The following is a 14,206-nucleotide window of genomic DNA, read 5'->3' on the forward strand; positions in this document are numbered from 1 at the left end:
TAAGTTTTTTGGTGAAACATATTTAGATAACAAGTATTTAAAAGATAAGTTAAAGCAAAACGAAGAGACTGATCCAACAACCGCAGTTATCTACCCATTTATTCTCCCTGACCAAATTCAGGTAATTGTCAAAATTCCTAAACAACCCCTGCAAAGCTACACTACTCAGATTTCTCATACAGAAGTAGAGAAATTGTTAGTAGAACTGCGAAAAAATCTTAGCAATCCAAATGCTACCAAAATTGTTCAAACCCAATCGCAAGAAGTTTATAACTGGCTGCTCAAACCCATTGAGTTACAATTGCAAAAAAGTGGTGTCGATACCTTAGTGTTTGTTTTGGATGGCTCGTTACGCAATTTACCAATGTCAGCTCTATATGATGGTAAGCAATATTTGGTAGAGAAATATGCAATTGCTCTGAGCGTGGGTCTGCAACTCCTCGATCCCAAACCGCTAATTAAACAGCAGCTGAGAGCGCTAACCGCAGGACTGACTCAGCCGCCGCCAGGATTTCCCAAGTTTGCACCATTACTGGCGATCAAATCTGAATTTGACGGTATTGCTAAAGCAGGAGTTTCGACAACCAGCCTATTGGATGGAGATTTTAAGAAAAAGAATTTGGAAAGTGAAATTGGTGGTACTTCCTTCAACATAGTGCATTTAGCAACTTACGGTCAGTTTAGTTCACGCCTTGAAGACACTTTTATTTTGGATTTCGATGGTCAGATAAATGTCAAAGATTTTGATACTCTTTTTCGCAGTCAGGGCAAAACTATAGTAGAGCTACTCGTTTTAAGTGCCTGCCAGACAGCAACAGGAGACAGCCGTGCAGCACTGGGTCTTGCAGGAGCATCTGTACGATCTGGGGCACGCAGTACCATAGCTCCCCTGTGGCAGATTGATGATGAATCCACGGCAATGTTTGTTAGTGCCTTTTATCAAGAACTCAATAATGGCAACATCACCAAAGCCAAAGCAGTCCGACGTGCCCAGCTACAACTCCTGAAACATCCTAACTATAAAGCACCAACCTTTTGGTCTAGTTATATTTTAATTGAAAACTCGCTTTAAAAATATAGTGATAGTGTCCCTTTCTATATCCCCAAATTTCCTTGCTCAGTACTGATTACTGATTACTGATTACTGAATCAAGCTTGGTAGGTGCAAACCGAACACTTGCTCAACCCTACAAACTGCTTGCATCATGAGATGGTTGATTCACTCAAACTCTGGTGGCCATAATCCTGTGAGCGCTAACCATTCCACTTCACCAACACCCCATCCACAATCGCAATCCCCCACTGCGGACACTTCGCCAGCAATTTCTTGATCACAATCTGCAAAGCAGGGTCATCATCCTAACATTCCTGCAAATACTCAAACCCCGGACTCTGCACCGAATTCGCCGCAACGTAAGAGTTTCTGCATCCGAAGAGGTCGCATATTCGACCGTGCAACAATCGCCTCATGCGATCACTTTTCAGGATTTGGGACGGACGCGGCTCAGAAATTATATTTTCATAATGACAGTGAGTTCAAATGAATCAATCGCATTATCGATTTAAGTGGCGATGCCTTTAAAATATAAAATGACAGCGATAGAAATCTAACAATCGCTCTATGAATCAGAAATCGCCTCAATTCATCAACCATATTGTTTCAAGTTTGCGGTCAATTGAGGGAATTACAGCCATTTCATTGGGCGGTTCACGGGCACGGGGCAATCACACCAATAAGTCAGATGTGGATTTGGGAATTTATTATAATTCAGAAAAACCGCCTGATTTAATTGCTCTGAATCGCCTTGCCTATGAGCTTGATGATAAACATCGTGTAAATTTGATTACTGCCATTGGTGGATGGGGAAAGTGGATTAACGGCGGCGGTTGGCTACAGGTTCAGGATGTAGGCGTAGATTTTCTCTATCGTGATTTGGCCAAGGTGAATCGTGTAATTGATGATTGTCATGCTGGACGAATTACTATTGATTACCAACCAGGACATCCTCATGGTTTTGTATCCTCGATTTATATGGGGGAAATTGCTATTTGTCAGGTGCTTTACGACCCTGATGGTGTTTTAGAAGCTTTGAAGCTCAAAACAAAGCCTTATCCAGTTGGACTCAAACACGCAACTATTGATACTTTCGCCTGGGAAATCAGTTTCTCGCTGGTGGTTGCAAAAAAGGCGATTGCACGCGATGATGTCGTTTATGCAGCAGGTTGTTGTTTCCGCAGTGTGGCGTGTATGAATCAGGTTTTATTCGCCCTCAATGAAGATTACCTGTTGAATGAAAAGGGAGCAGTGGCAATCGCAAGTACATTTGCTATTTGCCCTACTGACTATCAACAACGAGTTGAGCAAGCGATCGCACTTTTAGCTGCTTCTTCAAAATCGATAGCTGAGGCGATTGCAATTCTTGAGGCGATTGAGGATGATTTGAGTCAATGGTATGGAAATCGGCGATTATCAATGTAATTTTATGGCAATTGAGTTATTCAAGTTCAGGTAGCCAAATTTCTGCGATGCCGAATAGCCCGTCGTAGACATCGCTACTTGTTTCCACATCAAAACTTCCCACGCTAAATGCTAAATTTTATTTAGCCACCCAGCAGGAGTTTTCTTTTTCTTATGTGGTTCTGGTCTGCCGATTCAGTAGAACAAGAATTATTTGATTTGTACGCTCCAGCCTTGCAATCGCTCGGCGTAAATTTTAATGACGAGCAACTCCAAGACACTCTAGAAGCATCCAGTTATGGCTTAGAAGATGCTTTCATGAGCGCAATTGTTTATATGCTTTGGCTCGAAGAAAACCTGAAGCCGATCTACCCAACTGCGATATTAATCGATGCACTGGCAAATCAATGGCGCACCAAATACTGGAAGCCGGAGTATTTAGAACTTGAACAGTTGCTCTCGCCCGGAAAGCGCTGGTGGAGGGCAGCAGTAGATATGTGGGGTTACGACGAGCGTAATCAACTGGTTGCAGACATATTTTATGACCACGGGCAAGAATTTATTAAGTTCCGCAATGGGAAAGAAATTTTAGTTGACACTGCTTATAAGTGGGGATGGGAGCGAGTCGCAGATTATGCGTCCCCGTTTTCAGAAAGTAATTCGTTGCTTGGCAGCATCAATGCAAAGGAATCTTGATCTACGCCTTCTGCACAAGAGTAGATAAATATAAGCACCGTCAAGCAGCAATCGCTTTAGCTGAACGAGCAGCAATTGCTTCACTTGACCATTCTTAAGGAGAAAAGCGTAAAAATCGTTTATTATATAGTATTTTCTGTTCAAGTATTTTACCCTTGCTGAATAGACTTTATGCCCATCCCTGATTACCAAGCTATAATGCTGCCGTTGCTGAAGTTTACGACTGACCAAAAGGAACATTCATTACGGGAAGGAATTGAGGCTCTGGCGATTCACTTTCAATTAACCGAAGAAGAACGCAAGGAACTACTACCTAGCGGCCGCCAACCGACTTTTGATAATCGTATAGGATGGGCACGCACTTATCTCAAAAAAGCTGGGTTAATAGAATCAACTAAGCGAGGTTATTTTCGTATAACTGATAGGGGATTCGATGCTGTTAAAACTAATCCTGTTGAGATTAATGCTAAATTTTTAAAGCAATTTCCTGAATTTCTAGAATTCCAAAATTATAATCAGCAATCAGAGCAATCTATATCTAATGGTAATGAAGTCGAGCTAGATACAAGTCGTACACCAGAAGAAAATTTAGAGATTGCTATTCAAAAGCTAACAAGAGATTTAGCATCAGACTTACTACAGATAATTAAGAATTCTCCACCAGCTTTCTTTGAAAAACTAGTGGTAGATTTATTAGTCAAAATGGGATATGGCGGTACTCGCAAGGATGCTGGTAAAACAGTTGGTCGTAGCGGTGATGGCGGAATTGACGGTATCATCAATGAAGATCGTCTTGGTCTGGATGTAATTTATATCCAAGCCAAACGTTGGGAGAATTCTATAGGTCGTCCTGAAATTCAAAAATTTGCTGGAGCTTTACAAGGGTTCCGTGCAAAAAAAGGTGTATTTATAACAACATCAACTTTTACAAGTGAAGCTAAAGATTATGTTTCAAGGATTGACACTAAGATTATTTTGGTTAATGGTGAAACTCTGACTCAGTTAATGATAGAAAATAATGTTGGGGTTACGCCATTTGCTGTATATGAAGTTAAAAAAGTTGACTCAGATTATTTTACAGATAGCTAGAACAAAATTGAGGGAAATGAAGAATTTGGATTTTGTTCTTGCTGTCTTATTTCATATTCTTTAAGAAACTTAATTTACCCCTCCCAATCCACCAACACCCCATCAACAATCGCAATCCCCCACTGCGGAAACTTCGCCAGCAGCTTCTTGATCACAATCTGCAAAGCCGGATCATCCCAGCACTCTTGCAAGAAGTCAAAACCAGGATTTTCCCCAACCAGAGAAGCCATTTTCAGTTTCTCCATCCGCAATAGTCTAGCTTTGGATCTCATGGCGATGTCTTCTCTACGAGACGCTCTGCGAACGGCGGTAAACAACGCCTAACTAGATTTTCGCACTTGATAATTGATTACAGATATATTCCACTGCTTTTCAAACTTGCTGATTGATGCCCTCATGCTGGCGTAATACTTGCTGTCTAGCAAATATTGAATTACCCACAATGGGGGGCATTCTCCAAGGTTTGCTCTATCCAACCATTCAAATATCTCACTTTGATTTAATGAGACGGGCGCGGCGGAATCAGTGCCTTCATCACAGTCTTTCGATTCAAAACCGAAGACTTGATTTTCTCCCGACAACGAAGCGGAATTACTTTGTTCTACCTGCCCCTGAGTTTGATTAGCGATCGCAGAATTTAAAGAAAATTCATTTTGAGCGACGGGCGCGCCGGAACAAGTACCTTCATGACAGTCTCTTGGCTCAACTTCACAATCTTGGTTTTCAGCCAACAACGAAGTAGATTCACCCTGTGCATCATCCACAAGCGCTAGCGTCGTGCAGTCTTTTGCCACAGGCAAGTCTTCAAGTTCTGATGCGCTTTCAGTACGTGAAGGCGACGCGCCCCTCAAGGGCGCATGAGCCGTCTCCTCTAAACGCGAATTTTCAGTTGGCGCGTCAGAACCAACTACCATACCAACAACCTTAGTTGGTTGTTGGTAGGTAGTTAACGGGTAGTTAGAAACGTTGTTAGGTTTTTGAAACCCTTGCAATTCCTCACTTTTTTGACCATTCTTTTGGAATGATTTCCAATCAGACTGAATTTGTTCCACTTTGGGATGGTTTTCATTCACTCCGGGCTGGTTTACTTTCTCCCCGGTGTGGACGGCTTTCTCGTCACAAGAATTGGTTTCCCCAGACGTGGACGATTCCCAGTAAAAGCGATTGTAATAACCGTGCAAGTTACGAACACGGTAGCTAATCAGTCCTGGTCTACCGGAAGGCAAGCGGCCAAACACTTCCTCAAACTGAAACAAGCCTTGGGCAGTTAACGCCGCCCCTGCTTTTTGCAAAGATTTGTAGGTGAGGTTAGTATCGAGTTTATGAGCAGAACCCCCAAATTGTTCAGCCGCCACGCTATCTAACCAAAGCTGTTGGACTGATGGAGGCTGTTGACGAACCCAGTTAATATCCTCTATCGATACTTTGCAATGTGGTCTAATCGATTTATCTTCTGAAGCTTGTTTGCGATCGCTTCGTTGTTTGCTACCACCATTGATTGCTTTTAACGCTGTAGTCATAATTATCTCCTAAATTTTTCCATGACAATGTGAGCGACATTGCACCCATGCCGCGTTAGTCTTTTTGCTAGAGGCGAGTTTTATCTACTTTTTCTCACCCTGCCAGAATCGCAACTCATCTCGTGAATACCTATCAGCTTTTTTCGATTGCTCCTTCCAGTGATCCCACGCAACCACCAATTCTTCGCCCAAATCCTCTACAACTTCACCCCTCTCAACATACAAAGTGCGGTATGGGTCAGCGTGAGCAACGATAGAACCAAGCCCGATTGTGTCCGGTTCAGTAGATGCCGTTTGAAGTGCGGTAATTAAATCAGTCTCTTGGGTGGTCAATTCTGCTAGATAGTCTGCTTTTATCACCTCATACTCTTGAGCAACACTACAAAAGTCCTGCCACGTACATCCAGGTTTAGCTAGCACTGTCCTAATATCACTAACTGCCTGGGGTAACATTTCCAGTTGCTCGGCTCGGTAGGCGATCGCAGATGGTGTAGGTTCGCTCCCCAGAATTATGGATGCAGCTTCCAAAGCTTGGGTGTTGTTCATAGCACTAGCGAGATTCTTCAACGCCATACCCATGAGTCGTAAGCATTCCTGAGCATTTTCTCTTGGGGGTTCAACAGCTAGCGATCGCAAATCAATGGTTTTCTCTAGCGCCTGTTTCACCTGCTTGTTCAACGCTTTGGTAGCTTGCTGGGTCATAGTATTTTCCCATTGTTGAACCGGATGCTGTTGTACGGCGTGTTCTAATTCCTGAATACGTTGTTGGAGTTGTTGGTTTTCAATTTCCAGTTTTTTCAATGCCTCCATCTCATCCAGCCGTTCCTGCAACTGGATGTTTTGCTCCCTTTGTTGCTTGTACAGGTTTTGCAGAGATTGAATTTGCTCAATTACTTGTTCTTCTGCTCTGGCCGATACTTCTGCTTGTAGCCCAATTCTCAATTCCTGCTCTAGACGCTCTAGTTCATGTTTATGCTGCTCTTTGAGTGCCGCGATCGCTTCTGTGTATTCTGCGGGGTGAGTGCGTTCTCTGGGGAATGGGACGCTGGCGGCATCTAGATCCCCATTGTTGATCAACAACCTTTCACCATCACTGAACGTGACAATCTGTTGCCAGTGATTCGGTGCGTCTGCCTCAATGGTTCCCTCTTCTCCATACCTTGGGTGTGACTGTTGTGAAACTGTGACAATAGCTTTTTGAAGAACCACTGGTTCTTGAATTTTGGGAACCATTGGTTCCTGAATAGATTGCTTTTTGCGTGGAAGTTGAGGAACCACTTTTTGGGCAGCAGCAGCAAAGTCTGAAACGCTTGGGTCAGGGTTATCTTTGAGAGCGATCGCTACAGCTTGTTTTAGTTTCTCTGGTTCCTTGACTAGCCGCAGCAGTGGACGGGCTTGGCGCTCATTTTTGATGTGTCCGCCCAATTCACCAACTGCGTCTATGACCTTTTTGGCTCCTAGCAGTTGGTTGATTCGTCGGTATCCACCCCAGGCGTATAATTCACGCTGGCAGTATTCTTCAAAGTTTTTATATCCAGCTTGCAGATAAAGCTGTTGTTCCCTCATCTGGAGGATTTCATCTACCGCTTGCCACTCGAATCGGTCGATAGCAGCGAAGGTTTCCTGAATGCTGGCGTTGAGGTTGCTGTAATCGAGTGCTGATGTTGTCTCGGAACGGTTTAGTGTCAGCATGGTTTTACCTATATGTGCTGCATACACCCGTAAAAAACTGCTTATATGGGCGAACAAAATTAGCCACTGTAGATGGTACAGGGCGATTTGATATTGTTTTATTGATCATGAACTGTGCAATTTGTGAGACTGACCAAAGAGCAATGTTTTTGAGGCACTAACTCAAGGGTTTAGTTTTCTCCAAATTTTGAAAGGCACAAAACATATTTTGAGGTGTATAGGAACTAGCTATACCCCCTGTTTACTGCCTGTAGCCAACTGTTCTCACAGATGGTACAGATGCGCCACTTCCATGTGGGATGTGACACTTTTACAGAATATGCTTGTTATCCCAAATGGTAGCACAGTATCATCACAAAAGATGCAACACCTTTAAAGCAGTAAACCCGCCTATTGGTTGGCGGGTTTTTCCTTGAGCATTTCTTTTAGTTTTTCTAGTAATTGCCTGAGAGATTCGTTCTCTTCTCTCAGGCGGCAGTTTCCCCCAATACTAACTCTTCTAATTTTGCGACTCTGTGCTTTAGCTCCACAATATCGCCAGACTCAGCTTTGTTACCCAGATATTGCTCAATTAAATCAAGCAGGACATCGGTAGCGTTCTTACCTTCTTCCTTGACCTTTTGGTAAAAAGCATCCTTCTTTTCTGGTGAAATCCTGATATTTAGCCTTGATTCAGTCATAGTACTTTCCTCTTTTCTTGATCAACGCTATCAGCGAAACCCTTGTATTAACAAGTGTACTCCCAGGTATTTATATTTTGTTATCCCATTGTATTGACAATTGGGATAACAGACACTATACTATATTTATAAGCCTAAACAAAAGACGACCGCCGCAGTCTGGACAACGAAGCGATCGCCCTTTGTGAAAACCTAACCCAAAGCATGAGTCAGGAATATAATTATGACGCATTCAACCTATACAGAGCAAGCACCTCCAAGCTTCAATCTCAACACACTAATCACATTTGCTGATGCTCCTCGCAGAGATGAGCAAGCCCTAGCCCAAGCTGAACTATACAGCCACCTGGAAACCCAAGCCGAAGCTGTAGCCCCAACCCAAGACCCCCTGACTGCTCGTGATCGTCGGATTATTGGCGAGATTATCGAAGTCCAACCCGAATCCGTCCGTACCATCTGGATAGAAGGCGGAATCACAGTATGGGTGCAGTTAGTCTGTGGCGGACGGCTACCGTTTGATCGAGACTGGTTTGCAAAAAGAGTTACAGAGGTTAAAGCGACACTTCCCGAAACTCCATTGGAGCGCAATGAACGCCTCAGCGATGAATTAGAAGAAGCTTGTGTCAAGTTCAATCTGTGGCATCCCCAGATTGATTGGTTATCCTTCAGTACTAAACTTTACCGAAATAATCAGCTAGTGGGCTACATCGGTTGCAATCTTGAGGGTTGGTATTCTAGACCCCGCACATACGGCATGAACAGATTCGCATCGAGTGCAGAAGAAGCGATTACGTTTTTGGGAGTTCGACCAGCTCTAGCAGCGTAACTACTGACATTAAAAGGGCGATTGCACATCAAGACAATTGTAATCGCCTCTACAGCGTAATAGGTAACAAACATCACAATGGCATACACCACAGAAACTACACCCTCTCTTCAAGTAGCCGAGTTGGATGATTCACCAGAGAAAATTTTTCTCCCGCCAACAGACTCGAATGCAGAGATTATCGAAATCCCTGGTTACACGCTCGTTTACGTCAATGGAGCCTGCCCCAAAAATTATCGAGTGTACAAAGTTGATTCGATGATTGGAGTGATATTTCAGCATATTACCCACTGGTCTAACGCTATGGATCAGATTCGGTACGCCCAGGCAGAAGAAGCAGCAGTTGGGTTGGATGGCTTTATGAAAGTAGCAAATAAATCCAGAGTTACAGATAAAGCCATAGCAGCATAGTCAACTTCAACAATTACAACCATGCAACCAACAATCACCATTCCACACGGTTGGAAATACCCTCGTTTTACTTTAGGACAACGTACAGAGCAGGGAATTATCATCGGCATCAAGTATTACCTAAGCGATAGTCTTTTAACACATGAATATGGCGAAGGCTGGCGGTACATCGTCATGCCTGACATCAATTCCATTGATGAAGGAAATCACTTAGAGAATGAGATTAAATTACTGACACCGCAGGAATTGAGAGCAGAGATTCAGGCTGAAATAGAAAAATGTCTACGCCAACTTGAACTGCTTAAGTACGAATTAAAAGCAATTCCTGGAGGCATAGCTGATGGCTAAATCGCCCAAAAACTGCTCTGACCGAACAATTCGCAATTCGCAGTTCGCAATTCGCAATTAAAATACTAAGCAAAAATACGCTGGTTTGAATATTAATACTAATTGTTTTTTCAGAATTTAAATTAGGAACTTAAATTTCTGAATGAATTTTTCAATACTTCGGCTTTGTTCAGTACAAGTTTCGTCCGTCATTGCGAATTGCGAATTGCGAATTGGTAATTCTTGAGTGGTGGTTCTGCTCCTTTGCACAGCATTAATTTCTCACGAACAGTAATCCAATCATTACTCGATAGAGAACTAGTACGAGTACAGAATACCAAACACGGTTTTTTACTGACAATTACACAAGATTCTGACAAATCACCGACGAACTAAACCCACTAACTCACCAAAACAAACACAACAAATACAACACCATTATGGAAACCATCAAAATCAATAACAGCGTTTTTCTTATCCCACCCAGTCAACCTAAACTACAAGCTAACTGCGCTAAAGAATACGGGCAATTCCTTCTCGATTGCCCCCCGAAGCTCACAATTTTAGAAGCACAAGCGGGGGGATATCTCAAAGGGAACAAGGCTGATTTTGCGATCGCTATTTCTCGCCCTGACCGTCTACTCACAATCAACGAGAACTTTATCAATGAACCCTTCACCGAACTGTGGGTCATTCCTGTAACTGGTGGGTTAAAAGACCAGTTCAAAGGACCAGCCTCAATGCTGCTTTCTTTCTTGATGCACCGCCGTAGTAAGGATTCATTCGCCTCACTGTACAATCACTTCGCCCATCGTGTTTTTCAATCGTGGTGTGAAGAGGGAATGGCGGGAGATCCGAAAGAGTTTTGTTATAGCGCGATCGCTAGCGTACTCAAAAACTACATCTTCTGCGCCGAGTTTCAGAAAGTAGAAGGGGCATTAGGAACGTATTGGTTTATTCAGTGGAGTTACCGCAACCCGGAATCTGATTTTGAAAGGGACGCTTTAGTTGCAGCAGAGATGATTCGCTCTGGTGCTGAATCGGGAGCAACAATTCACTGGGTGACTAATGAAACTTATGAAAGATGGGCAGAGAACGCAAATAAGACGGCTTTAGCACTGCCATCTATGTCTGAAACTGAAGCCAGAGCATCTTTACAACCACAGAATCAGCAGGTATTACCACAGGGTAAGAAGCGTTGACACAAGGTTGTCTAGATGATGGGGCGGGTGTTGGCCTGCAAAAGTAGAGACCCCGCCCCGGAGAAAGAAATCAAGCAAGTCCCTCTAAATATTTCTACCAGCAATTCTGGAGGTTAACAAATGAAGAAAAAATGGACTCCCCAAGAGTTAGAAATTCTTGAAGAGATGTCTGAAGCTTACACACCTAAACAGATAGCATACAGACTCAGAAGACGAGGCTATCATCGCACAACTTTAGCTGTTCATAAAAAACTGTACTCCTTGGGTTATTCTGCACGTCCCACTTTGGACAATTACAGTTGCAATCAAATTGCTCAAGCCCTTTCATTGAACCCCTGTACTGTTGCTAGATGGGTAAGACTAGGTTGGCTTAAAGCCATCAGACGTTCTGCTAGAAATTATTTAGTCAAGAGTCGGGACTTAAAACGGTTTTTCAAGAATCCCCCACATTCCATTAAGAAGCGGATTGCTGCGATAGATCCGCAAGTACTTAGGTATTTGGTGGGGTAGCTAAACAGTATTTAAGTCTAAAGCAGAGGAGTTTTTAACAATGCGAATAACCTACCAGTACCGTTTACGTCTAACTCAAAAACAAATAGACACATTTGAACACTGGCTCGAATTATGCCGCCGCCAGTACAATTACAGGTTGGCAGAACGGTTTAACTGGTGGGAACAAAATCGTTGTGATGTTGACCGATGCTCTATGGTTTGTTGCAGCATTGCACCGTTGAAAGACCAACCAAATCGTTGGTCACAACAAAAGGATTTAGCTAATACTAAAGCTCTATTTCCTGAGTATAAAGAACTTTCTTTGCATACATTACAAAATGTAATTGCAAGAGTTGATAAAACTTACACTCGATGGTTGAAAGGTGATAGAAATGGTAAAAAGTCTGGTCGTCCTAGATTTAAAGGTAAAGGGCGTTATCGTTCTTTAACTTTCCCCGATCCAATTAAGCCTGAACACATTCAAGGTAAGTTTATTCAGTTGCCTAAAATTGGAAAGGTAAAAGCAATATTGCACCGCCCCATACCTGACGATTTTAAAATCAAAACTGCTACTATCACGCGGAAAGCTGACGGCTGGTACATCGGACTTAGTTTAGAAGATATGACTGTGCCTAGTCTTAAAACTGATGCCATACCTACACCAGATAACACAGTGGGTATTGACATGGGTCTTAAGTTTTTCTTAGTAACCAGTGACGGTGAAGAAGTTGCTATTCCCCAGTATTACCGCAAATCACAAAAACGCCTGAAACGCCTGCAACGTCAGTTGTCTCGTAAACAAAAAGGGTCAAAACGTAGAGCATTAGCAGTAAAACGAGTTGCCAAGTTGCATCAAAAAGTAGCCAACCAACGTAGAGATTTTCATTACAAAACTGCTCTGTGGTTGCTGTCTAAGGGATACAAATTTATTGCTTATGAACATTTAAATATCATAGGTCTAGCTAGATCGCGACGATCGCGACTAGCCAAATCAATTCTTGATGCAGGGTGGGGTCAATTTTTGGCAATCGCTAGTCTCAAAGCTGCAAACGCTGGAGGCGCAGGATTGCCACAAAACTCACATAAATCAACCATTGAATGTTCTGATTGTGGTCAAGATGTACCAAAAACACTGGCTGACCGATGGCACAATTGCCAGTGTGGTGCAAGCTACGACCGTGACCACAACGCAGCACGAAATATAAAACATAGGGCGGTGGGGCATCGCGTCCTTTAAAGCTCAGTTAATGTCCGACCCATTGGGGGGAGTCGCTGAGAAGCTCAGGTTGTCCCAAAAGGCAATACTGGGAGTATGTCACGGCGTGGAGTATGAGACTTTGGTAATTTGTACAGTGATAACGTAGATGGTTCAGAAAAATTAACTCTGCTAGTCGGTCTGGGTGTATAACTAGAAAAATAGTGATTAACTCTACATCATGAGGTTTTAGTTGTGGTGTTTAAACCTGAAGACGTTCTAGAGGGTGGTCGGTCGATTCGTCCTTATTTGGGAGAACTTTTAGGAAATGATGCGGTTCAAGTAGACAATAAATTGGCTGAACTTTTAGCGCAAGCTCAAGCAGGGCAATCAACAGATCAGCAGATTTTAGAAATCCTCAAAAGTTACTCAGACACACGTAGTTGGATAGCGGAGTTTCTGAGTGAGAAACAGGTATCAAAAGGTTTTGAGCCACTTCCAGGTCAAGGTCAACCGATATCTGCTCAAAAATATAATTGTCCTCAAGGAGATTATGTTTGGTATCGTCGGATTGTCGGTGCAACAATACCGATTTGCCCTACTCATGGTGTAGAGTTAATCCCTGCCACTCATTAATATGTATGCCAACCAAATTTTTAGAAAGTCTGGGTGGAAAACTTGCAGAAAACTGGGCAGCAAACATCCTGACACCAGCTTTTGTTTTTTGGTTAGGGGGACTACTTGCTTGGGTTTGGCGTTTTGGACGAAAACCGTTGGAAGATTCGTTCAAACAGCAACCAGAATCTTTGCTAATTGCTGTTCTGGTAAGTGGTTTACTAATAATTGCTGTCTCAGCTTTTGTAGTTCAAAGGTTTGATTTACCTGTTTTGAGATTTTTAGAAGGCTATTGGTTTGCTTGGTTACAGCCTTTAAGACGTTGGATGATACACCGACAAGAGCAAGACTTTAAACGAAAAGATAAACGATGGCAAGCTCTGGCTGATAAACAAAATAAACAAGTTTTGACTAACGAGGAATTAGCCGAATATGTCACGCTAGATGGACAACTTATGCAGTTTCCATCTCAGCTTAATAGATTAATGCCTACAAAGTTAGGCAATATTCTTAGAGCAGCTGAAAGCCGCCCTTACGATAAGTATCGACTGGATGCAGTAATTTGCTGGTCTCGCCTTTGGCTAGTATTACCCGATGGAGTCAAGAAAGAACTACAGGAAGCAAGGTCAAGTTTGAACACAGCAGCCCGTTTTTGGCTTTGGAGTTTGCTATTTATAGTTTGGGCTGTTTGGGCTTGGTGGGCTGTTCCTGTTGGGCTACTCGGAATTATATTTACCTATTACTGGGCAGTTGATGCCGCAAGTGTTTACTGTAGCTTGCTAGAATCTGCTTTCGATTTATACCGATTAGAACTTTATAAATCTCTTCGCTGGCCAATCCCGATAAATCCTGAGCAAGAACAAGAGTTCGGTAAGCAATTAACAGTCTACTTGTTGCGGGGATCTGATCAGGACACTCCAACCTTTACGCCACTAAAAGACAAGTGATTGTTATGAGTGGTGAGATTTCGTAAAGAAAATTTACTTAAATATTGTATCTTAAG

The 14,206-nt window shown here is 42.8% G+C and carries 16 protein-coding genes; 12 read left to right on the plus strand and 4 right to left on the minus strand.

All coding sequences use genetic code 11. The features are described from left to right. The 4 genes from ACWATR_RS31245 to ACWATR_RS31260 form a co-directional block, all read left to right on the plus strand. Positions 1-1,072: CHAT domain-containing protein (locus ACWATR_RS31245; RefSeq protein ID WP_460341465.1), on the plus strand; the 1,072-nt coding region annotated here is incomplete at its 5' end. Between the two features lie 549 nt (positions 1,073-1,621). Next, a complete protein-coding gene (locus tag ACWATR_RS31250; protein WP_460341469.1) occupies positions 1,622-2,479 on the plus strand; it encodes a nucleotidyltransferase domain-containing protein in 858 nt (285 codons plus the stop codon). 153 nt (positions 2,480-2,632) lie between these two features. Continuing rightward, positions 2,633-3,154, plus strand: a complete 522-nt coding sequence (locus ACWATR_RS31255) for a hypothetical protein (protein WP_460341472.1) — start codon at positions 2,633-2,635, stop codon at positions 3,152-3,154. Between the two features lie 171 nt (positions 3,155-3,325). Continuing rightward, positions 3,326-4,243, plus strand: coding sequence for a restriction endonuclease (locus ACWATR_RS31260; RefSeq protein WP_460341475.1), 918 nt, complete (start codon positions 3,326-3,328; stop codon positions 4,241-4,243). Positions 4,244-4,317: 74 nt separating this feature from the next. On the opposite strand, the gene ACWATR_RS31265 is transcribed toward ACWATR_RS31260, so the two are convergent. From ACWATR_RS31265 to ACWATR_RS31280, 4 genes are all read right to left on the minus strand, one after another. Next, on the minus strand, positions 4,318-4,515 hold the full coding sequence (locus ACWATR_RS31265) for a hypothetical protein (RefSeq protein ID WP_460341478.1): 198 nt from the start codon (positions 4,513-4,515) through the stop codon (positions 4,318-4,320). A 48-nt stretch (positions 4,516-4,563) separates the two neighbouring features. Further along, on the minus strand, positions 4,564-5,763 hold the full coding sequence (locus ACWATR_RS31270; RefSeq protein ID WP_460341481.1) for a hypothetical protein: 1,200 nt from the start codon (positions 5,761-5,763) through the stop codon (positions 4,564-4,566). An 84-nt stretch (positions 5,764-5,847) separates the two neighbouring features. After that, positions 5,848-7,455, minus strand: a complete 1,608-nt coding sequence (locus ACWATR_RS31275) for a hypothetical protein (protein WP_460341483.1) — start codon at positions 7,453-7,455, stop codon at positions 5,848-5,850. A gap of 467 nt (positions 7,456-7,922) precedes the next feature. Beyond that, on the minus strand, positions 7,923-8,135 hold the full coding sequence (locus ACWATR_RS31280) for a hypothetical protein (protein WP_100903988.1): 213 nt from the start codon (positions 8,133-8,135) through the stop codon (positions 7,923-7,925). Between the two features lie 223 nt (positions 8,136-8,358). Between ACWATR_RS31280 and ACWATR_RS31285 the strand changes: the two genes are divergently transcribed. The 8 genes from ACWATR_RS31285 (at position 8,359) to ACWATR_RS31320 (ending at position 14,150) form a co-directional block, all read left to right on the plus strand. Continuing rightward, positions 8,359-8,961 (plus strand): hypothetical protein, encoded by a 603-nt coding sequence (locus ACWATR_RS31285; RefSeq protein ID WP_460341488.1) that lies wholly within the window; start codon positions 8,359-8,361, stop codon positions 8,959-8,961. 78 nt (positions 8,962-9,039) lie between these two features. Beyond that, the gene (locus ACWATR_RS31290; protein WP_460341491.1) at positions 9,040-9,372 is read left to right on the plus strand and encodes a hypothetical protein; all 333 of its coding nucleotides are present in this window, start codon (positions 9,040-9,042) and stop codon (positions 9,370-9,372) included. Between the two features lie 21 nt (positions 9,373-9,393). Next, a complete protein-coding gene (locus ACWATR_RS31295) occupies positions 9,394-9,720 on the plus strand; it encodes a hypothetical protein (protein WP_460341494.1) in 327 nt (108 codons plus the stop codon). Between the two features lie 419 nt (positions 9,721-10,139). Then, entirely contained in the window at positions 10,140-10,901 is a 762-nt protein-coding gene (locus ACWATR_RS31300; protein ID WP_460341497.1) for a hypothetical protein, read from the plus strand. A gap of 120 nt (positions 10,902-11,021) precedes the next feature. Then, positions 11,022-11,411, plus strand: coding sequence for a MerR family transcriptional regulator (locus ACWATR_RS31305; RefSeq protein ID WP_460341500.1), 390 nt, complete (start codon positions 11,022-11,024; stop codon positions 11,409-11,411). A 40-nt stretch (positions 11,412-11,451) separates the two neighbouring features. Beyond that, complete coding sequence (locus ACWATR_RS31310) at positions 11,452-12,630, plus strand: RNA-guided endonuclease InsQ/TnpB family protein (protein WP_460341503.1); 1,179 nt, start codon at positions 11,452-11,454, stop codon at positions 12,628-12,630. A 213-nt stretch (positions 12,631-12,843) separates the two neighbouring features. After that, positions 12,844-13,224, plus strand: coding sequence for a hypothetical protein (locus tag ACWATR_RS31315; RefSeq protein WP_069074059.1), 381 nt, complete (start codon positions 12,844-12,846; stop codon positions 13,222-13,224). A gap of 5 nt (positions 13,225-13,229) precedes the next feature. Beyond that, positions 13,230-14,150 carry a hypothetical protein gene (locus ACWATR_RS31320; protein WP_069074060.1) on the plus strand — a complete coding sequence of 307 codons (921 nt, stop codon included), beginning with the start codon at positions 13,230-13,232 and terminating at the stop codon, positions 14,148-14,150. Positions 14,151-14,206: the final 56 nt, after the last annotated feature.

The sequence above is a fragment of the Nostoc sp. UIC 10890 genome (genome assembly GCF_054786515.1).

Excerpts from the sequence above, each read along its gene's own strand:
- ACWATR_RS31260 (WP_460341475.1), top strand. The coding sequence starts at position 3,326 with ATGCCCATCCCTGATTACCAAGCTATAATGCTGCCGTTGCTGAAGTTT.
- ACWATR_RS31300 (WP_460341497.1), top strand. The coding sequence starts at position 10,140 with ATGGAAACCATCAAAATCAATAACAGCGTTTTTCTTATCCCACCCAGT.
- ACWATR_RS31270 (WP_460341481.1), bottom strand. The coding sequence starts at position 5,763 with ATGACTACAGCGTTAAAAGCAATCAATGGTGGTAGCAAACAACGAAGC.
- ACWATR_RS31265 (WP_460341478.1), bottom strand. The coding sequence starts at position 4,515 with ATGAGATCCAAAGCTAGACTATTGCGGATGGAGAAACTGAAAATGGCT.
- ACWATR_RS31250 (WP_460341469.1), top strand. The coding sequence starts at position 1,622 with ATGAATCAGAAATCGCCTCAATTCATCAACCATATTGTTTCAAGTTTG.
- ACWATR_RS31280 (WP_100903988.1), bottom strand. The coding sequence starts at position 8,135 with ATGACTGAATCAAGGCTAAATATCAGGATTTCACCAGAAAAGAAGGAT.
- ACWATR_RS31310 (WP_460341503.1), top strand. The coding sequence starts at position 11,452 with ATGCGAATAACCTACCAGTACCGTTTACGTCTAACTCAAAAACAAATA.
- ACWATR_RS31305 (WP_460341500.1), top strand. The coding sequence starts at position 11,022 with ATGAAGAAAAAATGGACTCCCCAAGAGTTAGAAATTCTTGAAGAGATG.
- ACWATR_RS31295 (WP_460341494.1), top strand. The coding sequence starts at position 9,394 with ATGCAACCAACAATCACCATTCCACACGGTTGGAAATACCCTCGTTTT.
- ACWATR_RS31255 (WP_460341472.1), top strand. The coding sequence starts at position 2,633 with ATGTGGTTCTGGTCTGCCGATTCAGTAGAACAAGAATTATTTGATTTG.
- ACWATR_RS31275 (WP_460341483.1), bottom strand. The coding sequence starts at position 7,455 with ATGCTGACACTAAACCGTTCCGAGACAACATCAGCACTCGATTACAGC.
- ACWATR_RS31290 (WP_460341491.1), top strand. The coding sequence starts at position 9,040 with ATGGCATACACCACAGAAACTACACCCTCTCTTCAAGTAGCCGAGTTG.
- ACWATR_RS31320 (WP_069074060.1), top strand. The coding sequence starts at position 13,230 with ATGCCAACCAAATTTTTAGAAAGTCTGGGTGGAAAACTTGCAGAAAAC.
- ACWATR_RS31285 (WP_460341488.1), top strand. The coding sequence starts at position 8,359 with ATGACGCATTCAACCTATACAGAGCAAGCACCTCCAAGCTTCAATCTC.